Source organism: Rhizobium sp. 57MFTsu3.2 (assembly GCF_012932765.1).
Lineage (GTDB): Bacteria > Pseudomonadota > Alphaproteobacteria > Rhizobiales > Rhizobiaceae > Rhizobium > Rhizobium altiplani.
In genome coordinates, this window is sequence record NZ_JDWI01000003.1 from 256,060 (window position 1) to 276,995 (window position 20,936).

18 protein-coding genes are annotated in these 20,936 nt (G+C 60.2%); 12 read left to right on the top strand and 6 right to left on the bottom strand.

Annotated features, from left to right (window positions below):
- Positions 1–33 precede the first annotated feature (33 nt).
- Entirely contained in the window at positions 34–3,420 is a 3,387-nt protein-coding gene (locus AF71_RS05360; RefSeq protein WP_169680282.1) for a DUF3971 domain-containing protein, read from the top strand.
- Positions 3,421–3,472: 52 nt separating this feature from the next.
- On the opposite strand, the gene tyrS is transcribed toward AF71_RS05360, so the two are convergent.
- Positions 3,473–4,729 (bottom strand): tyrosine--tRNA ligase, encoded by a 1,257-nt coding sequence (tyrS, locus tag AF71_RS05365; RefSeq protein ID WP_169680283.1) that lies wholly within the window; start codon positions 4,727–4,729, stop codon positions 3,473–3,475.
- 116 nt (positions 4,730–4,845) lie between these two features.
- Between tyrS and AF71_RS05370 the strand changes: the two genes are divergently transcribed.
- Both AF71_RS05370 and AF71_RS05375 read left to right on the top strand, forming a co-directional pair.
- Positions 4,846–5,964 (top strand): anhydro-N-acetylmuramic acid kinase, encoded by a 1,119-nt coding sequence (locus AF71_RS05370; RefSeq protein WP_169680284.1) that lies wholly within the window; start codon positions 4,846–4,848, stop codon positions 5,962–5,964.
- Positions 5,964–6,488, top strand: coding sequence for a GNAT family N-acetyltransferase (locus tag AF71_RS05375; protein ID WP_018854906.1), 525 nt, complete (start codon positions 5,964–5,966; stop codon positions 6,486–6,488). Before AF71_RS05370 ends, AF71_RS05375 begins: the two co-directional genes overlap by 1 nt.
- On the opposite strand, the gene AF71_RS05380 is transcribed toward AF71_RS05375, so the two are convergent.
- Positions 6,485–7,162: an alpha/beta hydrolase gene (locus AF71_RS05380; RefSeq protein ID WP_007789602.1), complete on the bottom strand. Its 678-nt coding sequence runs from the start codon at positions 7,160–7,162 to the stop codon at positions 6,485–6,487. The genes AF71_RS05375 and AF71_RS05380 overlap by 4 nt on opposite strands.
- 205 nt (positions 7,163–7,367) lie before the next feature.
- On the opposite strand from AF71_RS05380, the gene AF71_RS05385 reads away from it, so the two are divergent.
- From AF71_RS05385 to AF71_RS05425, 9 genes are all read left to right on the top strand, one after another.
- Positions 7,368–8,534: a cysteine desulfurase family protein gene (locus AF71_RS05385; RefSeq protein ID WP_029792342.1), complete on the top strand. Its 1,167-nt coding sequence runs from the start codon at positions 7,368–7,370 to the stop codon at positions 8,532–8,534.
- A gap of 143 nt (positions 8,535–8,677) precedes the next feature.
- Entirely contained in the window at positions 8,678–10,147 is a 1,470-nt protein-coding gene (gene sufB, locus AF71_RS05390; RefSeq protein WP_029792341.1) for a Fe-S cluster assembly protein SufB, read from the top strand.
- A 72-nt stretch (positions 10,148–10,219) separates the two neighbouring features.
- Positions 10,220–10,975, top strand: coding sequence for a Fe-S cluster assembly ATPase SufC (gene sufC, locus AF71_RS05395; protein ID WP_018854909.1), 756 nt, complete (start codon positions 10,220–10,222; stop codon positions 10,973–10,975).
- A gap of 23 nt (positions 10,976–10,998) precedes the next feature.
- Positions 10,999–12,273 carry a Fe-S cluster assembly protein SufD gene (sufD, locus tag AF71_RS05400; RefSeq protein WP_029792339.1) on the top strand — a complete coding sequence of 425 codons (1,275 nt, stop codon included), beginning with the start codon at positions 10,999–11,001 and terminating at the stop codon, positions 12,271–12,273.
- A gap of 12 nt (positions 12,274–12,285) precedes the next feature.
- Positions 12,286–13,527, top strand: a complete 1,242-nt coding sequence (locus AF71_RS05405; RefSeq protein ID WP_018854911.1) for a cysteine desulfurase — start codon at positions 12,286–12,288, stop codon at positions 13,525–13,527.
- Between the two features lie 11 nt (positions 13,528–13,538).
- The gene (locus AF71_RS05410) at positions 13,539–13,919 is read left to right on the top strand and encodes an SUF system Fe-S cluster assembly protein (RefSeq protein ID WP_018854912.1); all 381 of its coding nucleotides are present in this window, start codon (positions 13,539–13,541) and stop codon (positions 13,917–13,919) included.
- A gap of 77 nt (positions 13,920–13,996) precedes the next feature.
- Positions 13,997–14,389: a Fe-S cluster assembly scaffold SufA gene (sufA, locus tag AF71_RS05415; protein WP_018854913.1), complete on the top strand. Its 393-nt coding sequence runs from the start codon at positions 13,997–13,999 to the stop codon at positions 14,387–14,389.
- 138 nt (positions 14,390–14,527) lie between these two features.
- The gene (locus AF71_RS05420) at positions 14,528–15,145 is read left to right on the top strand and encodes a LysE family transporter (RefSeq protein ID WP_018854914.1); all 618 of its coding nucleotides are present in this window, start codon (positions 14,528–14,530) and stop codon (positions 15,143–15,145) included.
- 74 nt (positions 15,146–15,219) lie between these two features.
- Complete coding sequence (locus AF71_RS05425; protein ID WP_029792338.1) at positions 15,220–16,179, top strand: UDP-glucuronic acid decarboxylase family protein; 960 nt, start codon at positions 15,220–15,222, stop codon at positions 16,177–16,179.
- Between the two features lie 5 nt (positions 16,180–16,184).
- Here the strand turns inward: AF71_RS05425 and AF71_RS05430 are convergent, their stop codons facing one another.
- From AF71_RS05430 to gcvH, 4 genes are all read right to left on the bottom strand, one after another.
- Positions 16,185–17,201 carry a glycosyl transferase family 90 gene (locus AF71_RS05430; RefSeq protein ID WP_113471524.1) on the bottom strand — a complete coding sequence of 339 codons (1,017 nt, stop codon included), beginning with the start codon at positions 17,199–17,201 and terminating at the stop codon, positions 16,185–16,187.
- 159 nt (positions 17,202–17,360) lie between these two features.
- The gene (locus AF71_RS05435) at positions 17,361–17,633 is read right to left on the bottom strand and encodes a DUF982 domain-containing protein (protein WP_018854917.1); all 273 of its coding nucleotides are present in this window, start codon (positions 17,631–17,633) and stop codon (positions 17,361–17,363) included.
- Between the two features lie 70 nt (positions 17,634–17,703).
- Positions 17,704–20,568, bottom strand: a complete 2,865-nt coding sequence (gene gcvP, locus AF71_RS05440; RefSeq protein ID WP_018854918.1) for an aminomethyl-transferring glycine dehydrogenase — start codon at positions 20,566–20,568, stop codon at positions 17,704–17,706.
- A complete protein-coding gene (gcvH, locus tag AF71_RS05445; protein WP_018854919.1) occupies positions 20,568–20,930 on the bottom strand; it encodes a glycine cleavage system protein GcvH in 363 nt (120 codons plus the stop codon). The genes gcvP and gcvH overlap by 1 nt, the downstream gene beginning before the upstream one ends.
- Between the last annotated feature and the right edge of the window lie 6 nt (positions 20,931–20,936).

The following is a 20,936-nucleotide window of genomic DNA, read 5'->3' on the forward strand; positions in this document are numbered from 1 at the left end:
CCAAACCGCAAATTAGGGAGTTAGGCGAGACGCATGTCGGCGATCCGCGGCGAGAAAATTACATTCCGCAAGAAAGACATCGTCGCACTGCATGAGCTCCCTTCGGCGCAGGCCGAAGATCCCATGATCGTCAGTTGCCCGCCGTCGCGTTCGCGCATGCGCAAGACCGCCGGCGCCACGGGTGGCTGCGTCGCCGTTATTTTCTTCGTGCTCGCTGCAATTGTCTTCACGGTAGAAAGCGGCATATTCGACGGGCCGCTGACGCGGCAGGCGCAGGCTGCACTCAATTCGGCCATCGGGCCTCGCTATAGGGCGGAGGTCGGCTCCACTGCTATCCGCTTTACCTCGAACCTGCGCCTTGCGCTCGAAGCTCGCAACGTCAACATGATTGACGAGAAGAGCGGCCAGCACCTGTCGACCACACATGCGATGCGCATGGCGCTCGACCCGCTACAACTCTTTCGCGGTCGGATTGCGATTGCGCAGATCGAGGCGGAAGATATCGCACTCGACACAGCGCTGCTGCCGTCTGGAAAGCCGCTCAAGCTCGATGACGTTCGCATCGACGAGATTCCGACGGCGATGGAAGCTGCGTTCGCTCAACTCGACATGATCGACAGTTTTGTCGAGCGGGGTGGGACGCGCTCAGTGAAACTCTCGGGCATAGATATCAAGCTGGCCGATACGGCGAATGGTCCACTCTCGATCGTCGTCGACAGCCTGGACTTCACAAGGACACGCCAAGGCGCGCTGGCGCTGGATGGTGAGGTCGCGATCAACGGCAAGGCAGCGACGCTCAGCGTCATCACCGAAAGAACCGGCGAACGTACCTCGAAGTTGACGGGACAACTGGCGGGCGTCGACCTGGGACCGTTCACACTCAAGCGGAATGTCCAGGGTCAAATCCGGCAGGGCATCGACGGCTCTGGTGATGTGACGATCTCGGCAGTTCGCACCGGCGATCAAGCCGAGCCGGCGCTCGGCGCGTCAGTCGACCTGGAGCCTGGGCAATTCTATATGGATGGCGACCAGCAGGAGTTGAGCGGAGGGCGCATCAACCTCGCCTACGACTTTGACAAGCAGAAGCTTGAGATCGCGAAATCGCGTGTTCAGTTCGGCGCGACATCCGTCCCGCTTACCGGCGCTCTTATCGATCTGGACAAGATCGATGCCGCTGCAGGAAAGGGCTTCGGGATAGATCTGCTGGTCAGTGGCGGCACCGCGGCCCCCACCGCGTCAGGCGAGCAACCGCTCGCCTTCGATATCCAGGCGACCGGTCGCTACCTCGTTACCGACCGCGAACTCGAATTCCCGAACATGCGGGTTTCGAGCCCTGCTGGCGGTCTTTTTGGCTCGCTGCATGTTCGTCTGGGCGACGTGTCGCCGGAGATCAGCTTTGCCGGGCAGTCACAGCAGTTGCAGACAACGGCCGTCAAGCAATTGTGGCCATTCTGGATGGCGTCGAAGGGCCGCGAATGGGTTCAGCGCAACCTCTTCGGGGGCACCGTCACCGACGCATCAATCTCCGTCTTCATTCCGTTCGGACGCCTGGACGAGGCGGTCGGCAAAGGTCTGAAACTCGACAAGAACCAGATCCGGATTGCTTTCGACATCGCAGATACCCGAATGAACGTGGCCGGCGACATCCCGCCAATCCGCGATATGAATGCCCACTTTGATCTGAGCGGTCCGCGGGCGACAATCTCGATCAAGAGCGGGACGGCATTCTTTCCGTCCGGACGATCGGTGAGCGTCGGCGAGGGCACGTTTGTCCTGCCATCGACCTACGACAAGCCGCTCATGGCCGAACTCAATCTTCCCATTTCCGGCGCGGCTGACGCGGTCGGCGAATTGCTCACCTATAAGCCGATCCAGGTGTTACAGCGCGCGGGCTTCGTGCCCGAGGACCTGAAGGGCAAGGTGTCGGCGAAAGTGCAGGCTCGCATCGGGCTGATCTCGTCGCAGAATCCTCCTCCTGCTGAATGGAAAGCGGTCATGCAGCTACAGGATCTCGATGTCGCCAAACCGTTTTCGGGCCGCAAGATCACTGGTCTCGACGGCGTGTTGAACGCGGATCCAAAGCAGGTCAGCCTCGACGGAAAGGGGCTGATCGATGGCATTCCCGCCGGGATCAAGCTTGTCGAGCCGACGGACAAGTCGTCCAATGTCCAGCCGCAGCAGACCATTACTGCCACCTTGAACAATGATCAGCGGGAAAAGGTGCTGCCCGGTCTCAACGACATCGTCGATGGTAGCGTCGACGTGGAACTCAATCGCATCGATCAGGACCGACAGGCGGTCACTGTCGACCTTGGAAGGGCGCGGCTGTCTCTCCCATGGATCGGCTGGTCCAAGGGCGGCGGGATCGGCGCGACGGCCACATTCGAGGCCTCCGGCCCTGCAGACAACACCGAGTTGAAGAACTTCGTCCTCAAGGGGGATGGATTCGGGGCAAATGGCTCGCTTGTTATCGGCAAGGGCAATCTCGTGAAGGCGGATTTCGACAGTGTCAAACTGTCGTCGCTGGACGACTTCTCCGTTTCGGTGAAGCGCGGCAAGGGAGGGTTTGATGTCTCCGTGTCAGGCGAGAGTGCAGATGCACGTCCGATCATCGCGAGATTGAAGTCCAGCAGCGGCGATGACTCCGACCACAGCGGCAGCATATCCGTTCGAGCCAAGCTCGGCCGCGTCGTCGGTTTCAATGACGAGAAGTTGCGCAATGCCGAGATGACCTATGTGTCGTCAGGCGGGAGGCTGCAGACACTGAATTTCACCGGCGTCACCGACAGCGGCGAGGCGTTCGTAGCCCAGACGAAGGGCAATGGCGTTATCAATGTCACGAGCGGCGATGCCGGCTCTGTTTCCCGCTTCGCCGACCTCTATCAGCACATGATGGGCGGGTTGCTCAATATGCAGATCCGCCTAGGGGCGGGCGACAATTGGGATGGCTCCATCGACATCAGGCGCTTCTCGCTTGTCAACGAACAGCGCTTGCACTCGATCGTTTCGACGCCGGTCGGCGAGGAGCAACGAAGCCTGAATTCAGCGGTAAAACGGAACATCGATACATCGGCGCAGCGTTTCCAGCGCGGCTTTGCGCGCATTGTTTCTCAGAACGGCGTCGTCAGTATCGAGAACGGCGTGGTGCGTGGTGACCAGGTCGGCGCGGTGTTTCAGGGAACGGTTCGTAACCAGCGCGGCAGGATGGACATGACGGGTACCTTCATGCCTGCATATGGCCTCAACCGGCTGTTTGCCGAATTGCCGTTGATCGGCATCATCCTTGGGAACGGCACGGATCGCGGCCTGATCGGCATTACCTTCAAGCTCACAGGAAAGTTGGAATCGCCGGATCTGATCGTCAATCCGTTGTCGATCATCGCGCCGGGCGTTTTCCGCAACATCTTCGAATTCCAGTAGGCACAAAAAAGCCGGCGCGAGGCCGGCTTTCTGTCTGAGACGTTGACCACGCTTAGGCAGCGCGGCGGATCAGGATGTGCTTCTTCTTGCCGAGCGATAGCTTGATCACGCCATCAGCGGTGATCTCTTCGCTGCCGATGATCTTGCGCTCGTCGCTGACGGCCTGGTCGTTGATGCGCACCGCACCGCCCTGAACGTGGCGGCGGGCCTCGCCGTTCGAGGCTGCAAGGCCGGCGCGGACGATCAGCGACAGAAGGCCGATGCCACCGTCGAGTTCGGCAGCCGGGACGTCGACAGACGGAAGGTTCTCGGCAAGGCCGCCTTCCTCGAAGGTCTTGCGGGCGGTTTCGGCAGCCTGCTCGGCGGCAACACGACCATGCAGGATCGCGGTGACCTCAGTCGCCAGGATCTTCTTGACCTCGTTGATCTCGGAACCGGCAAGCGCTGAGAGGCGTGCGATTTCGTCCATCGGCAGCGTGGTGTAGAGCTTCAGGAAGCGCGAGACGTCAGCGTCCTCTGTGTTGCGCCAGTACTGCCAGAAGTCATAGGCCGTCAGCATGTCCGCGTTGAGCCAGACAGCGCCGGTCGCAGACTTGCCCATCTTGGCGCCGGAAGCGGTCGTCAGCAGCGGCGAGGTGAGGGCGTAGAGCTGCGGCGTCCCCATGCGGTGACCGAGGTCGATGCCGTTGACGATGTTGCCCCACTGATCCGACCCCCCCATCTGCAGACGGCAGTCGTAGCGCTTGGCCAATTCGACGAAGTCGTAGGCCTGCAGGATCATGTAGTTGAATTCGAGGAACGACAGCGACTGTTCGCGGTCAAGGCGCGTCTTGACGCTGTCGAAAGCCAGCATGCGATTGACCGAGAAGTGCCGGCCGACATCGCGTAGGAATTCGAGGTAGTTGAGCGATCTCAGCCACTCTGCGTTGTTGATCATCAACGCATCCTTCGGGCCTTCGCCGTAGGAGAGGTAGTTCGAGAAGACGCGCTTAATCGAAGCGATGTTGCTCTCGATCGTATCGACGGTCATCAGCTGCCGCGCTTCCTCCTTAAAGGAGGGATCACCGACCATGCCGGTGCCGCCGCCCATCAGCGAAATGGCGCGATGGCCGGTCGCCTGCATCCAGTGCAGCATCATGATCTGGATCAGCGAGCCGGCATGCAGGCTGGGAGCGGTGGGGTCAAAGCCGATATAGGCCGTTACCGTTTCCTTGGCGAAGAGTTCGTCGAGGCCCGTTTCATCGGAAATCTGATGAATGAAGCCGCGCTCTTTCAGCGTACGGAGGAAATCGGATTTGAACTCGGACATGACCTTTTGCTCTCGGGTGCGGATTTTCGGATTGGCTATTGTTGAAGTGACGCGGCGCGTTTAGCACTGTTTTGCCGAACAGTCACCATTTGGCGAGAATCTTCCAGCGAGGGGTCATGGAGAAGATCAGGACCGCGATCGGCTTGATGAGCGGAACATCAATGGACGGCATCGATGTGGCGCTGCTGCGGACCGACGGCCGAGCCTTCGTCGAGCGCGGGCCGTTTCTCGGTGTTCCGTATGAGCCAGACTTCCGCGACCGATTGAAGCTGGCGCTGGAGCAGGCGAAGTCTATTGCGCAACGTGAGCAGCGGCCGGGCGATCTGGCGTCTGTCGAGCGTGAACTGACGTTACGTCATGTAATTGCCGTAAGGGAATTTCTGGCTACGAATGTGCTCGATGCCTCGTCGATCGACGTCATCGGCTTTCACGGCCAGACAGTGTTACATCGCCCGGACGAAGCGCTGACGGTCCAGATCGGGGATGGGGCGCTTTTGGCACGGGAAACCGGCATTCCTGTTGTCTACGATCTTCGTGCCAACGACATGATGCATGGCGGCCAGGGCGCGCCATTGGTTCCGGTCTATCATGCGGCGCTCGCCGCCAACGTCCCTCATGCCACATTGCCGGTCTGCTTCGTCAATATCGGTGGGATCTCAAACCTGACCTATATTGGCGCGGATGGCGTCATAGTCGGTTTTGACAGTGGCCCGGGCAATACGCTGATCGACCAGTGGGTCGAAACCCATGCGGGCGTGCCGTTCGATCAGGGCGGCATGATAGCCTCCGAGGGACGGATCGTGGGGGAACTGGCCGATCGCTATTTGAATAGCCCGTTCTTCACCGCAGAGAAGCGGCGCTCGCTCGACCGCAACGACTTTCCGCCGCCGTCGGGTGCAGATGCGGAGCTTGTAGACGGCGCCCGCACACTTGCCTATGTCGCGGCCGCCTCGATCATCAAGTCCGCCGGTCACTTGCCGGTCACGCCGGCCCTCTACGTCATCTGCGGTGGTGGTCGGCTCAATCGCGTGCTGATGCAAGATTTGAAAGATATCGCCCATCGCAACGGCGCCGAGGTGATAACGGCGGAGCAGGCGGGGTTCAATGGCGATTCCATGGAGGCTGAAGCCTGGGGCTATCTCGCGGTAAGGTCGTTGGACCGCTTACCATTGACATTTCCCGGCACGACCGGCGTGCGTGCGCCCGTCAGCGGCGGTGTCGTGGTGAAGCCGTGATGCAACAGGCGATTCTGGAGACGCCGCGCCTAGTCGCGGTCATGTGGGAACCTGACGACGCGGGCCTGATCCATGAGCTTCACTCCACGATTGAGACGACACGGTATCTTTCGGGCGCTGCGCCGTGGTCGCGTGAGAAAGCCGAGGAAAGGCTCCGCAATTGGTTCGGCGAGCAGGAGCGGGATGGAGCCACCAAGTACAAGATCCTCAGTCGTGACGACGGCCGCTTCATTGGCCGCGCGGGCTTTTCCCTGCTTGGCGGTGAGCGGCAGGATTTCGAACTCGGCTATTCGCTTCGGTTCCAGGAATGGGGCAAGGGTTATGCGACGGAGATTGCCGGCGAGTTGGCGGAATGGTTCTTCGAACGGAACTTCGCGCAGCAGTTCATCGCATTCACGCATCCGGACAATGCCGCATCTCAGCATGTCCTAACGAAAATCGGCATGCGAAGCCGCATGCCGATGATCATTGACGGATTGGCCTGTCCGACGTTCGAACTGACCGCCGGGATGCGGACCGCTTAGCGGATCCGCTTGGCAGCCGGTTCCGGCACGAGTTCGCCGTTCAGGCGGCGATCGAGGTAATCCTCGCATTCGCTCATCAGCGTCTCGACCTGGCCGTTGAAGAAGTGGTTGGCGCCAGGCACCGTGCGGTGCGTGATCAGGATACCCTTCTGCGTCTTCAGCTTCTCAACGAGGCCGTTTACGTCCTTCTCGGGCGCAACCTTATCGGCTTCGCCGTTGATGATGAGCCCGGAAGACGGGCAGGGTGCGAGGAACGAGAAATCATACGTGTTCGGTTGCGGCGCGATCGACATGAAACCTTCGATTTCCGGGCGGCGCATTAGAAGCTGCATGCCGATCCAGGAGCCGAAGGAATAACCGGCAACCCAGCAGGTCTTCGAATCAGGATGCAAGCTCTGTACCCAGTCGAGCGCGGACGCGGCGTCCGAAAGCTCGCCAGCGCCGTGGTCGAATTCACCCTGGCTGCGACCGATTCCCCGGAAATTGAAACGCAACGTCGTGAACCCGCGCTTCTGGAACATGTAGAAGAGCTGGTAGACGATCTGGTTGTTCATCGTGCCGCCGAACTGGGGGTGCGGGTGCAGAATGAGGGCAATCGGTGCGCTTTTTTCCTTGGAGGGCTGGTAGCGGCCTTCAAGACGGCCGGCAGGGCCGTTGAAAATGACTTCGGGCATCGGTACTCCGGCTTTTATTTTTCGCGTTCGGCCCTGCGTAAGACTTGACGAATGTTGTCAGCTTTTCTAAAACGCAGTTTAGAACAATTCGAAACTTGCATGACGATCCACGCATTGTGGGATGTGTCATAAGGCAAGCCCGGCCGAAATTTCAAGGAAAATGAGCCGAGCCGCCTCGCAAGGATTTAGCGCAGGACAAAAGATCATGGCGCCGCCACGCCTTTATCTCGATTGGAACGCGACTTCGCCGCTGCATCCGAATGCGCGCGACGCGGTCCTGCGCGCGTTGGACCTGTTCGGCAATCCAAACTCGGTCCACGGCGAAGGCCGAGCCGTTCGTGCTGCGATCGAGCATGCACGACGCCAGGTGGCGGCACTTGCAGGGGCTGATCCGGCCCATGTAATCTTTACGAGCGGCGCGACAGAGGCAGCCAATATGGTGCTGACGCCCGAGTTCAGGATGGGGCGCACGCCGCTTAAAGTCAGCCAGCTTTTCTATTCTGCCGTCGAGCATCCTGCGATGCGGGAAGGCGGTCGCTTCCCGAAGGAACAGACGGCGGAAATTCCGGTGACGGAGGCCGGCGTCGTCGATCTCGATGCGCTTGGTGCTTCGCTTGCCGCTCATGACAAGTCGGCCGGGCTGCCGATGGTCGCGGTCATGCTCGTTAACAACGAGACCGGCATCGTCCAACCGATTGCCGAGGTTGCGAAGCTGGTGCAGGCGCATGGCTGCCTTCTTGTTGTCGATGCCGTACAGGCAGCCGGTCGCTTGAAGCTGGATATCAACGCGCTCGGCGCCGATTTCCTAATCGTCTCATCGCACAAGATCGGCGGCCCGAAAGGCGCCGGTGCGCTTGTCACGCGCGGTGAAGTGCTGATGCCGCGACCGCTGATCCATGGCGGCGGCCAGGAGAAGGGTCACCGCTCGGGGACTGAGAACTCGCTTGCGGTGATCGGGTTTGGTGCTGCCGCCGAAGCTGCTGCGATGGAATTTGAGGCACGCAACGAAGCGATCTCCGTGCTCCGTGACCGACTGGAAACCGGAATGCGAGGCGCGGCACCTGATGTCGTCATCTACGGCTCCGAGGGCCAGCGCGTTTCGAACACGACTTTCTTCACCCTTCCGGGGCTGAAAGCCGAAACGGGCCAGATCGCCTTCGATCTCGAAGGTGTGGCGCTTTCTGCCGGGTCTGCCTGCTCGTCCGGCAAGGTCGGCGAGAGCCATGTCCTGGTTGCCATGGGGCGAGACCCCAAGCTCGGCGCTTTGCGCATTTCGTTGGGCTTTGCCACCACCGAAGAGGAGATCGACAAGGCGATTTCGGTCTTCGCGAAAATAGCCGCTCGGCGCAAGCCGGCCGGGGAGGCGGCTTGACCGCTTCATAAATTTGCGGAAACGCAATTTTCCGCTTGCCATTCGGGCTGAAAAGTCCCTTTTGGCCACCTACATACGGGGCAAACGATACTGCCCGAACGACAAGCTGCCGGACCTTTTCTCCGGCGAGATTGGAGAATGACATGCCCGCCGTCCAGGAAACGGTTGATCGCGTTCGTCAGATTGACGTCGATCAGTACAAATACGGTTTCGAGACCATTATCGAAATGGACAAGGCGCCCAAGGGCTTGTCCGAAGACATCATCCGTTTCATCTCCGCCAAGAAGCAGGAGCCGGAGTGGATGCTCGAATGGCGTCTGGAAGCCTACAAGCGCTGGCTGACCTTGGAGGAGCCCACCTGGGCTCGCGTCGATTATCCGAAGATCGATTTCAACGACATCTATTACTACGCCGCGCCGAAAAGCACGCCCGGCCCGAAGTCGCTTGACGAAGTCGATCCTGAAATCCTCAAGGTCTACGAAAAGCTTGGCATTCCGCTCAAGGAACAGGAAATCCTGGCTGGCGTCGAGAAGCCGAAGATCGCCGTCGATGCCGTCTTCGACTCTGTCTCCGTTGTCACGACCTTCAAGGAAGAGCTTAAGAAGGTCGGTGTGATCTTCATGTCGATCTCGGAAGCCATTCGCGAGCATCCGGAACTGGTGCAGAAGTACCTCGGCTCCGTCGTTCCGACCTCCGACAATTACTACGCGACCCTGAACTCGGCCGTCTTCACCGATGGTTCGTTCGTGTTCGTTCCGAAGGGCGTTCGCTGCCCGATGGAGCTGTCCACCTACTTCCGCATCAACGAAAAGAATACGGGCCAGTTCGAACGCACGCTGATCATCGCCGAGGAAGGCGCATACGTCTCCTACCTCGAAGGCTGCACCGCGCCGCAGCGCGACGAAAACCAGCTGCATGCCGCTGTCGTTGAGCTCGTTGCGCTCGATGATGCCGAGATCAAGTACTCGACGGTCCAGAACTGGTATCCGGGCGATGCGCAGGGCAAGGGCGGCATCTACAACTTCGTCACCAAGCGCGGCGATTGCCGTGGCGACCGCTCGAAGATTTCGTGGACGCAGGTCGAGACCGGTTCGGCTATCACCTGGAAGTACCCATCCTGCATCCTGCGCGGCGATGACTCCAGAGGCGAGTTCTACTCGATCGCCGTCTCCAACGGCCACCAGCAGGTCGATAGCGGCACGAAGATGATCCATCTCGGCAAGAACACGTCGAGCCGTATCATCTCCAAGGGTATCGCCGCGGGCGTGTCGCAGAACACCTATCGCGGCCAGGTCTCGGCGCACCGCAAGGCATCCAACGCCCGCAACTTCACGCAGTGCGACTCGCTGCTGATTGGCGACAAGTGCGGCGCCCACACGGTTCCCTATATCGAGGCGAAGAACTCCACGGCGCAGTTCGAGCACGAGGCGACCACCTCGAAGATCTCGGAAGACCAGCTCTTCTATTGCCTGCAGCGCGGCATTCCGGAGGAAGCGGCGATCGCCCTGATCGTCAACGGCTTCGTCAAGGAAGTCCTGCAGGAACTGCCGATGGAATTTGCTGTCGAAGCGCAGAAGCTCATCAGCATCTCGCTTGAAGGCAGCGTCGGCTGACGCGACACGACATGAATGCGCGAGGGCGCGTGGAGCGCGCCTTTCTCCGATTGCTTTTTATGGGAAAATACCATGCTTGAAATTAAGAACCTGCACGCCCGCATCGCCGAAGACGGCACCGAGATCATCCGCGGCTTGAACCTCACCGTGAAGGCCGGCGAAGTGGCCGCCATCATGGGCCCGAACGGCTCCGGCAAGTCGACGCTCTCCTACATCCTGTCCGGCCGCGAAGACTACGAAGTCACCGAAGGCGACATCCTCTACAACGGCGAGAGCATTCTGGAGCTCGACGCTGCCGAGCGTGCCGCCAAGGGCATCTTCCTGGCCTTCCAGTACCCGGTCGAAATTCCGGGCGTTGCCACCATGCAGTTTCTCAAGGTTGCGATGAACGAGCAGCGCAAGGCGCGCGGCGAAGAAGAGCTGAAGACGCCTGACTTCATGCGCCTCGTCAAGGACGCAGCCGGCAAGCTGCAGATCAACACTGAAATGCTGAAGCGCCCGCTGAACGTCGGTTTCTCCGGCGGTGAGAAGAAGCGCGCCGAAATCCTGCAGATGGCCCTCCTGCAGCCACAGCTTTGCGTTCTCGACGAAACCGACTCCGGTCTCGACATCGACGCGCTGAAAATCGTTGCCGACGGCGTCAACGCGCTGCGTTCGCCGGATCGCGCTGTCGTCGTCATCACGCACTACCAGCGCCTGCTCGACTACATCGTCCCGGATACCGTTCACGTTCTCTACAAGGGGCAGGTGATCAAGTCGGGCGACAAGACGCTGGCGCACGAGCTGGAAGCCAATGGCTACGCCGACATCATCGGTGCGGCAGCCTGATTGAGGCGGAAAGGACGAGTCTCATGAACATGCAGACGACGAGCCGCCAGACCGCCGCGGAAGCGGCGCTCATCGAGGCTTTCAACAACCAGATCGGCGAACTGCCGGGCGACGGTTCGGTCATCGCCATCCGGGACAGGCTGCTTGACGACCTGAAGAAGGCCGGTTTGCCGACGCGCCGCATCGAGGCCTGGCACTATACCGACCTCAAGACCCTGCTGCGCGCCATTCCGGATCAGGCTGGCGACGCCGGCTCCGAAGCTCGCGACCCGCTGGTCGAAGAGTCCTCCGTTTTGTCGGTTATTCAGGGTGTTCCTGATCTCAAGGCTTCGGTCGATGGTCTGGACATATCAGGCTATGCGGCTCAGCTCTCCAACGGCACGGCTGCCACCAGCCTCGGCGCGCTCGGCAATGACGACGCGATCGGCCGGATCAACGGCAGCTTCGTTCGCGATGGCTACGTCATTGACGTTGCCTCGGAAACGACGTTTGACCAACCGCTTGAGATCCAGTTTGTTCACGCTGGCGGCCAGACGCATACGCGCCTGCCGGTCACCTTCGGCGCGAACGTAAAGGCGACGGTCATCGAACGTCACCTTGCAGTGACGTCGGATGCGGCTTTCGTGTCCCACATCAGTGACATCACGGTTGGCGAGGGTACCGAGCTCACCTGGATCATCATCCAGCAACAGGGCGCTGATGATACGCACCTCGGCCAGATCCGTGTCGATCTCGGCGCCGATGCCAAGCTGAAGCTGTTCGTCATCAATGCCGGCGGCAAGCTGGTTCGCCAGGAACTGCACATCAAGGTGACTGGTGAGGGCGCCGATCTGACGCTTCGCGGGATCAACCTGCTGGGCGCTGAAACGCATACGGACGTTACCATGGTTCTCGGCCATAACGTCCCGCATACAGGTTCCACGGAAGTGATCCGTAACGTCGTCTTCGACCGCGCCAAGGGTGTATTCCAGGGTATGATCCGCGTTGCGCCCGATGCGCAGAAGACCGACGCGAAGATGGCGTGCAACACTCTATTGATATCTGACGACGCCGAGTTCTCGGTGAAGCCGGAGCTCGAGATCTTCGCTGACGACGTTCAGTGCGGTCACGGTGCAACCGTTGCCGACATCGACGACAACCATCTCTACTACATGATGGCGCGCGGCATTCCGGAGAACAAGGCGCGCGCCATGCTCGTCAATGCCTTCGTTGCCGAAATCGTCGAGGAACTGGAAGACGAAGCTCTGGTCGAGGCGCTGGAAGGCGTCATCTCGGCCTGGCTCGAAAAGCACGCCTGATCGGATAGCGTCATGGACAAGATAGTTCCGGCAACCGCATACGACGTCGAAGCCATTCGCAAGGATTTCCCGATCCTTGCGAAGGAAGTCTATGGCAAGCCGCTGGTCTATCTCGACAACGGCGCCTCCGCCCAGAAGCCGCAGGCCGTCATCGACGCGATTTCCCACGCCTATTCGAACGAGTATGCGAACGTTCATCGTGGTCTGCATTTCCTCTCGAATGCGGCCACGGACGCCTATGAGGGCGCTCGCGAGAAGGTCCGGCGCTTCTTGAACGCGCCTGATATCAACGACATCGTGTTCACGAAGTCTTCAACGGAAGCGATCAACACCGTCGCCTATGGCTGGGGCATGCCCAAGCTCGGCGAGGGCGACGAGATCGTCATCTCGATCATGGAGCATCACTCCAACATCGTACCGTGGCATTTCATCCGTGAGCGGCAGGGTGCCAAGCTGGTCTGGGTACCCGTCGACGACGAGGGTGCTTTCCACGTCGAGGATTTCGAAAAGAGCCTGACGGAGCGGACCAAGCTCGTCGCGATCACGCATATGTCGAATGCGCTCGGCACGGTGGTTCCGGTCAAGGAAATCTGCCGGATCGCGCATGAGCGCGGCATTCCTGTACTGGTTGATGGTTCGCAGGGCGCCGTCCATATGCCTGTCGACGTGCAGGATATCGATTGCGACTGGTACGTGATGACCGGCCACAAGCTTTACGGGCCGTCGGGCATCGGCGTGCTGTATGGCAAGAAGGAGCGGCTTCGCGAGATGCGGCCCTTCCAGGGCGGCGGCGAGATGATCTTCGAGGTGACAGAGGATGCCGTGACCTACAACGATCCGCCACATCGCTTCGAAGCTGGCACGCCGCCGATCGTCCAGGCGATCGGGCTCGGCTATGCGCTCGACTACATGGAAAAGGTTGGCCGCGAGGCGATCGCGCGCCATGAGGCTGATCTCGCGGCCTACGCCGCGGAGCGGCTGCAGGCGGTCAATTCGTTGCGGGTGTTCGGCACGGCGCCGGGCAAAGGTGGTATCTTCTCCTTCGAGCTTGCCGGTCTGCATGCACATGACGTGTCGATGGTAATCGACCGTCAGGGTGTTGCGGTCCGCGCGGGCACGCATTGCGCCATGCCGCTCTTGAAACGCTTCGGCGTCACCTCCACATGCCGCGCGTCCTTCGGGATGTACAATACACGGGCCGAGGTCGATGCCTTGGCAGATGCGCTTGATTATGCGCGCAAGTTCTTTGCCTAAGGAGTGTCCATATGAGCTTGGACGAAAGCGAACAGAAGATCGACGTGCGCGAAGGCATCGTGCATTCCAGCATTCCGGCCGACGAACTGGCGCGGCTGAGCGACGACGTAATTTCGGCGCTCAAGACGGTCTATGACCCTGAAATTCCGGCTGACATTTTCGAGCTCGGGCTGGTCTACAAGATCGACATCGAAGACGATCGCATGGTGAAGATCATGATGACGCTGACTGCGCCGGGCTGCCCCGTTGCCGGTGAGATGCCGGGTTGGGTGGAGAACGCGGTCGGCGCGGTTGAGGGCGTATCCGGCGTCGAGGTCGAGATGACCTTCGATCCGCCGTGGACGCCGGACAGAATGTCGGAAGAGGCGCAGGTCGCCGTCGGCTGGTATTGATCGGTTAAGCTACTGGCACTACATTTGAATCATGAAACGCCGGACCTTGAATCCGTGCGCGGAAGGAGAAAAGGCCCATGGGCTTTGCAATCATGAGCATGACGGAGACCGCTGCGAACCGCGTGAAGGCGATCGTCGAGAACTCCGGATCAGAGGCCAAAGGCATTCGCGTCGGGATCAAGAAGGGCGGCTGTGCAGGGATGGAGTATACCATCGACCTCGTGACCGATCCGAACGCCAAGGACGATTTGATCGAGCGGGATGGCGCCAAGGTCTGGGTCGAACCATCAGCAGTGCTGTATCTCCTCGGCACCGAAATGGGCTTCGAGAGCACGACGTTGCGCTCCGGTTTTACCTTTACCAATCCAAACCAGACGTCTGCGTGCGGCTGCGGCGAATCCGTGGAACTGAAGCCTGCAGACCTTGCGGCGCTTGCTGCCCAGGGCAATGCTGTCGTGCCTGCGCACTGATTGTCACAATCATTCGAATTCTCGATTAGGCCGCCGGTTCGGCGGCCTTTTTGATTTTACCTCTTCGCAATAGCGCCTTAAGGGCTCTCTTTCGAAAGTCCGCGGGATTGTCTCCTGTGGAGGGGAAGCGACTGACCAATGCTATTGCTGTTTGCGAAGGGCGCCCTGCTGGGCGTCATCATCACGGCCCCGCTGGGGCCGATTGGAATGCTGTGTATCAATCGTACATTGGAGCGCGGCTTTACTGCTGGCTTCTCCTGTGGCCTCGGAACGGCGCTCGGTGATGCCAGTTATGCCCTGGTCGCAGTAACCGGAATCGCGGTCTTCGAGCAGGCCATGTCGGTAGCAACGCTGCCTCTGGCGATTGGCGGAGGCTTATTGCTCCTGGCGCTGGGCTATCGAGGGCTGACGCACGATCCGGTCAGGGCTGCAAATGTCAGGGCGGCGGGCCTCCTGGGCACAACAGCTGCAACGTTTTTTCTGACAATCTCCAACCCGGCCACCATTCTCTCCTTTGGCGCGCTGTTCGCCGGTTTCGGGTTGACGGAGGAAACGCGGCGTTTCAGCTCGGCCGTGATCGTGGGCGGCGTCTTCAGCGGATCGCTTGCTTGGTGGTTTCTTCTGAGTGGTACGGTCAGTGTCGCCAGGGGCAAATTGCCAATGAATTTTACAGCAAAGGTCGTGCGCGGAACAAGCTATCTGCTGATACTCTTCGGCCTCGCAGCGCTCGCCTCAGCAGCCTACTCGCTCCTCTAGTTTCAGGCCGGCTCCCTTGAAGGCAGGCAGAATCCGCGATAGGCCTGCGACGTCACAAACAAGCGCAAGCCACTATGAATAAACGCATTCTTGTTACCGGCGGCGCCGGCTTCGTCGGCACACATCTTTGCAGAAGGCTGCTCGACGGAGGGCATCGGGTTGTCTGCATGGATAATTTCTCGACGGGCTCCATGCACAATGTCGCGGAATTGCTCAATAACCCCGCCTTCAGCTTGCTTACTCAGGACGTGAACGAGGCCGTGAACCTCGAGGTTGACGAGATCTATAACCTCGCATGCCCAGCCTCACCGGTCCATTATCAGGCCGACCCGATCGCCACGTTGAAGACGAGTGTCGTCGGCGCGCTCAACATGCTCGAGCTGGCTCGAGACAGGAATATTCCGGTATTGCAGGCATCGACATCGGAGGTTTATGGCGATCCCCATGTCCATCCGCAATCGGAAAACTACTGGGGCAACGTCAATCCGATTGGCCCGCGTGCTTGCTACGACGAGGGGAAGCGGAGCGCCGAGACATTGTTTTTCGACTATCGCCGCCAGTTCGAACTACCGATCAAGGTCGTGCGCATCTTCAACACCTACGGGCCGCACATGCATCCCGCCGATGGAAGGGTTGTCGCAAATTTCATCAAGCAGGCGCTATCGGGCGACGACATCACCGTCTATGGCGACGGAACACAGACGCGGTCGTTTTGCTACGCGGACGACCTGGTCGCGGGTCTGATGGCCATGATGAGCAGTCGTCCGGATGTTACGGGTCCGATCAATCTTGGCAATCCGGAAGAGTTTACGATCCGACAGTTGGCGGACCTCATCCTCGAATTGACCAACTCCAATTCACGCATCGTCCATCGCCCTCTACCCGTAGATGATCCGCGTCAGAGGTTGCCGGATATCGAAAAGGCGAGGCGGCTTTTGGACTGGACGCCGAGCGTTCCGCTCCGCGACGGCCTGACGCGCACCATTGCCTACTTCAAGACCGTTCGTGAGGCACCGGTACTGGCAGCCGTTTAAGCCAGTTAGTCCCGATCCCAGTGTTCTTCGATGAGGTTGGCAGCGCGCCGCGCCTGGGTTGCGAAAGTAAGCTTACGTGCCAGCGCCTGACCACGTTCCGCAATGGCCTTGGCTTCGATTTGTTGGCTGCGCACCCAATCGATCTTCTCGCGAAAGTCCGACATGTCGGCAGCGACCGGTACATAGTGTTCGAACGGCTTGAGTTCGTCATAATACCACTGGCGAAAGCCGAATTGTGACTCGACCTTCAGCACGCAGCATCCGTAGAGCATGCGCACCAGGAGGTTCGACCAGGTGTTGGTATAGCCATCGATATCAATCGCGAACTTGCGCCCAAGCCAACTTTGGGCCGCAATCGGCTGCCCCAGAAGCTTTTGCCGGTCCGCCAGCGTGCCGTAGTCGTCCGCAGTCGGATGGAGATCGACGAACTTGACGTCCAGTCCCGCCATGTCCCTGAGTTGCAAGACCATCCGGATCCTCTGAAGGACGGCGGGATTGTTGATGTCTTCCGGCGAAAAGCTCGCCCAGCCGCAGCCGTTCATGCCGCCGCGCCAGACGATGTCGTTCGAGCGCTCCTCCCAGCGCGGCGCTGTCTGGCCGCGCTCCAACTCGGCGGCAAAGCCGTCGTTCTGGAAGAAGTGCGGATCTGGCAGCCCCACATGCTGAGGCAACCGCACGGACGCCGCAAATCGTGCGTTGGAGACCGCCTCTCCATCCGAGGCGTTCACGGTGATGTACCTCACCTCTGGCGGGCACAGGCTCAGCCAATAGGCATAGCTGCAGACCTTGTACCGCATGTATCCGGAAAACCACCGTGTCGCGGCGCTCTCGAGAACGAGGATGAAGTGTTGCCCATGCCGCTCGATCCGAACATCTCGAGGCGGATTCCCGGCATCGGTGTAACCAATGCGTACCTTTGGCGGCTTGGCGCCGACCCGTTTGAACTCGCGCCTGAAATAGGGTGCAACCCGTCGCGTGCTGTAGAGGCGAAGCGGGTTGAGGGTGGAAGAATACGTCATCATATTCCTGAGCTTACGCGACAATCGTCAAACGATCGCTGACGCGATCACGCGGCAATCAATATGGTGGATTGGGGCCAAAGAACAGATCGCGTGTGTGCGCATGCAGCGCGCAAGCCGGTACCGAACGAAGCCTTGGTCCAAGGGAGGTTGGACCGCTTGTCAGCTCTTGATGTCGATGCCCGCTTCGATGGCAGCTTCTATGAAGGCACGTCGTGCATCCTCGTTCGTGCGCTTGCCCTTGACGACGTCGGCGCAGATCAACAAGGCGCGGTCGAGCGCCGGACCGTCTTCGGTCGGCCAATCCTCGATCATCGTCCAGGAGGCCGCCTGCGTCGTTGCGATCGTCACGTAGTTGCCCGGCTCTTCAAGGGCAAGCAGGACCGGCTTTGGCCAGGGAGCCTGCGTCAGAGAATCGCTGTCGTCTTTTGGCATTCCGCGCGGACCTTCATTTCCAGTGTAAGTGCGGAACGGCCCTCCCTGAAAAGGGAAGGCCGTTCGGATGTTACTCAGCAGCTTCCGCGTAGCTCTCAACCGGCGGGCAGGTACAAATCAGGTTGCGGTCGCCGAAGACGTTGTCGACGCGGTTGACCGGTGACCAGTACTTGTCGACGCGGAAGGCGCCGGGTGGGAAGCAGGCCTGTTCGCGCGAATAAGGACGATCCCATTCGCCGACGAGATCCTCGACTGTGTGCGGGGCGTTCTTCAGCGGGTTATTGACCTTGTCCGAGCGACCTTCCTCGATGTCGCGGGCCTCCTGGCGGATCGCCAGCATCGCCTCGCAAAAGCGGTCGAGTTCGGCTTTGGTTTCCGACTCCGTCGGCTCGATCATGAGCGTGCCGGCGACCGGCCAGCTCATGGTCGGGGCGTGGAAGCCGCAGTCGATCAGGCGCTTTGCGACGTCGTCGACCGTCACGCCGGCGCTATCGACCAGCGGGCGCGTGTCAATGATGCACTCATGCGCCACGCGCCCGGCCTCGGACTTGTAGAGCACGTCGTAGGCGCCCTTCAGCCGTGCGGCGATGTAGTTGGCGTTGAGGATCGCCACCTTCGTCGCCTGCGTCAGGCCTTCGCCGCCCATCATCAGGCAGTAGCTCCAGGAGATCGGCAGGATCGATGCCGAGCCGAAAGCCGCAGCCGATACCGCGCCCTTACGACCGTCGGTTTCCGGATGACCCGGAAGGTAGGGTGCCAGATGCGCCTTGACGCCGATCGGACCCATGCCCGGGCCGCCGCCGCCATGCGGGATACAGAACGTCTTGTGCAAGTTGAGGTGGCTGACGTCGGAACCGATGTCACCAGGACGGGACAAGCCGACCATGGCGTTCATGTTGGCACCGTCGAGATAAACCTGGCCACCATGCTTGTGCACGAGGTCGCAGATTTCCTTGACGGTTTCTTCGAAGACGCCGTGTGTCGACGGGTAGGTGATCATGCAGCAGGAGAGGTTCACCGAATACTGCTCCGCCTTGGCGCGGAAATCATCCATGTCGATGTCGCCGTTCTCACGAACCTTGACGACCACGACCTTCATGCCGACCATCTGTGCCGAGGCAGGATTGGTTCCGTGCGCCGACGTCGGGATGAGGCAAACGTCGCGATGGCCGTTGCCGTTGGCGATATGGTAGTTGCGGATCGTCAGCAGGCCAGCATATTCGCCCTGCGCGCCGGAGTTCGGCTGCATGGAGAAGGCATCATAGCCGGTTACGGCGCAGAGCTTTTCCGTCAGATCGTCGATCATCTCGCGATAACCGAGCGCCTGATCGGCTGGAACATACGGATGAATATCCGAGAACTCAGGCCAGGTGATCGGCAGCATTTCCGCTGTAGCGTTCAGCTTCATCGTGCATGAGCCGAGCGGGATCATCGCGCGATCGAGCGCCAGATCGCGGTCCGACAGCCGGCGGATGTAACGGGTCATCTCGCTTTCGGCGCGGTTCATGTGGAAGATCGGATGCGTCAGGTACTCGCTGGTGCGGGCGAGGCCCTTCGGCAGGCGATAGCTCGGCTCGAAGTCGCCGACAGCAAAATTGCCGCCGAAGGCGCGCCAGACGGCTTCCAGCGTTGCCGGGCGCGTACGCTCGTCAAGGCTCATGCCGATCTTCGTCGCGCCGACCTTGCGCAGGTTCACACCTTCGGCGACGGCTGCCCGCATGATGAGGCCCTGCATATGGCCGACATCGACAGTAATGGTGTCGAAGAAAGTTTCGGGCTCGATGGTGTAGCCGAGCTTTTCCAGGCCCTTGGCCATCAGCACGGCCTTCTGATGAACCTGCTGTGCGATCGCCTTGATGCCCTTCGGGCCATGGAAGACGGCGTACATCGAGGCCATGACGGCAAGCAGCACCTGCGCTGTGCAGATGTTCGACGTCGCCTTTTCGCGACGAATATGCTGTTCGCGGGTCTGCAGCGACAGGCGATAGGCGCGGTTACCGCGAGCATCGACGGAAACACCGACGAGACGGCCGGGCATGGAGCGCTTGTGTGCGTCCTTGACCGACATGTAGGCCGCATGCGGGCCGCCATATCCAACAGGAACGCCGAAGCGCTGAGAATTGCCGATGGCGATGTCGGCGCCCATTTCCCCGGGCGACTTCAGAAGCGTCAGAGCGAGGATGTCGGCTGCGACGATCGCGATGGCACCGGTCTGATGCAGGCGCGAAATCAGGCCGGTGAAATCATGAACATGGCCATGCGTGCTCGGATACTGAAAGATGGCGCCGAAGACGTCGACCGGGTCCAGATCGGTGAACGGATTGCCGACGATGACGCTCCAGCCGAGCGGTTCGGCGCGGGTCTTGATCAGCTCGATCGTCTGCGGATGGCAGGCGGCATCGACGAAGAAGGCCTTCACCTTCGACTTGGAGACGCGCTCCGCCATTGCCATGCCCTCGGCAGCAGCAGTCGCTTCATCGAGCAGCGATGCGTTGGCGACATCGAGACCGGTGAGGTCGCAGATCATGGTCTGGTAATTGAGCAGCGCCTCGAGGCGGCCCTGACTGATTTCCGGCTGGTAGGGCGTATAGGCCGTGTACCAGGCGGGGTTTTCCAGGATGGTGCGCTGGATAACCGGCGGCGTGATCGTGCCGTAATAGCCTTGGCCAATCAGCGAGACGAGCACCTTGTTCTTGTTGGCCGTCTCGCGCAGCTTGTCGAGCGCCTCGCGTTCCGTCATCGGCGCGCCCCAGACAAGCGGCGCCTTCTGACGGATGGAGGGCGGCACGGTGGCGTCGATCAGCCCGTCGAGGCTGCTGTAGCCGATGACACCAAGCATGTCAGCCATTTCAGCCGGCGAGGGGCCAATATGGCGACGGTTGGCGAAGTCATACGGCTGGTAGTCTGTAAACTGGAATTCGGTCGGCGTCGTCATTACGCGGTGAGCTCCTTGTAGGCCGCTTCATCGAGCAGGCCATCGGCATCGGTGGCGTTTGCCAGCTTCAGCTTGAAGAACCAGCCGGCGCCCTGGGGATCGGAATTGACCAGCGACGGATCGGCGACGATCGCAGGATTGACTTCGGTGATCTCACCATCGAGCGGACAATAGACGTCGGAAGCAGCCTTGACGGACTCGACGGTGGCCGCGTTGTCGTTCTTGGAGAAGGTGGCGCCAACTTCAGGCAGTTCGACGAAAACGAGGTCGCCAAGCTGATCGACGGCATAATTGGTAATACCGACCGTTGCGACAGCGCCTTCGATTTTCAGCCACTCGTGTTCTTCGGTAAATTTCAGCATGATTGT

Excerpts from the sequence above, each read along its gene's own strand:
- AF71_RS05375 (WP_018854906.1), top strand. The coding sequence starts at position 5,964 with ATGCAACAGGCGATTCTGGAGACGCCGCGCCTAGTCGCGGTCATGTGG.
- AF71_RS05360 (WP_169680282.1), top strand. The coding sequence starts at position 34 with ATGTCGGCGATCCGCGGCGAGAAAATTACATTCCGCAAGAAAGACATC.
- sufA (WP_018854913.1), top strand. The coding sequence starts at position 13,997 with ATGGGCTTTGCAATCATGAGCATGACGGAGACCGCTGCGAACCGCGTG.
- AF71_RS05385 (WP_029792342.1), top strand. The coding sequence starts at position 7,368 with ATGGCGCCGCCACGCCTTTATCTCGATTGGAACGCGACTTCGCCGCTG.
- AF71_RS05420 (WP_018854914.1), top strand. The coding sequence starts at position 14,528 with ATGCTATTGCTGTTTGCGAAGGGCGCCCTGCTGGGCGTCATCATCACG.
- gcvH (WP_018854919.1), bottom strand. The coding sequence starts at position 20,930 with ATGCTGAAATTTACCGAAGAACACGAGTGGCTGAAAATCGAAGGCGCT.
- gcvP (WP_018854918.1), bottom strand. The coding sequence starts at position 20,568 with ATGACGACGCCGACCGAATTCCAGTTTACAGACTACCAGCCGTATGAC.
- sufC (WP_018854909.1), top strand. The coding sequence starts at position 10,220 with ATGCTTGAAATTAAGAACCTGCACGCCCGCATCGCCGAAGACGGCACC.
- AF71_RS05425 (WP_029792338.1), top strand. The coding sequence starts at position 15,220 with ATGAATAAACGCATTCTTGTTACCGGCGGCGCCGGCTTCGTCGGCACA.
- sufB (WP_029792341.1), top strand. The coding sequence starts at position 8,678 with ATGCCCGCCGTCCAGGAAACGGTTGATCGCGTTCGTCAGATTGACGTC.
- AF71_RS05380 (WP_007789602.1), bottom strand. The coding sequence starts at position 7,162 with ATGCCCGAAGTCATTTTCAACGGCCCTGCCGGCCGTCTTGAAGGCCGC.
- AF71_RS05435 (WP_018854917.1), bottom strand. The coding sequence starts at position 17,633 with ATGCCAAAAGACGACAGCGATTCTCTGACGCAGGCTCCCTGGCCAAAG.
- AF71_RS05405 (WP_018854911.1), top strand. The coding sequence starts at position 12,286 with ATGGACAAGATAGTTCCGGCAACCGCATACGACGTCGAAGCCATTCGC.
- tyrS (WP_169680283.1), bottom strand. The coding sequence starts at position 4,729 with ATGTCCGAGTTCAAATCCGATTTCCTCCGTACGCTGAAAGAGCGCGGC.
- AF71_RS05430 (WP_113471524.1), bottom strand. The coding sequence starts at position 17,201 with ATGATGACGTATTCTTCCACCCTCAACCCGCTTCGCCTCTACAGCACG.
- sufD (WP_029792339.1), top strand. The coding sequence starts at position 10,999 with ATGAACATGCAGACGACGAGCCGCCAGACCGCCGCGGAAGCGGCGCTC.
- AF71_RS05410 (WP_018854912.1), top strand. The coding sequence starts at position 13,539 with ATGAGCTTGGACGAAAGCGAACAGAAGATCGACGTGCGCGAAGGCATC.
- AF71_RS05370 (WP_169680284.1), top strand. The coding sequence starts at position 4,846 with ATGGAGAAGATCAGGACCGCGATCGGCTTGATGAGCGGAACATCAATG.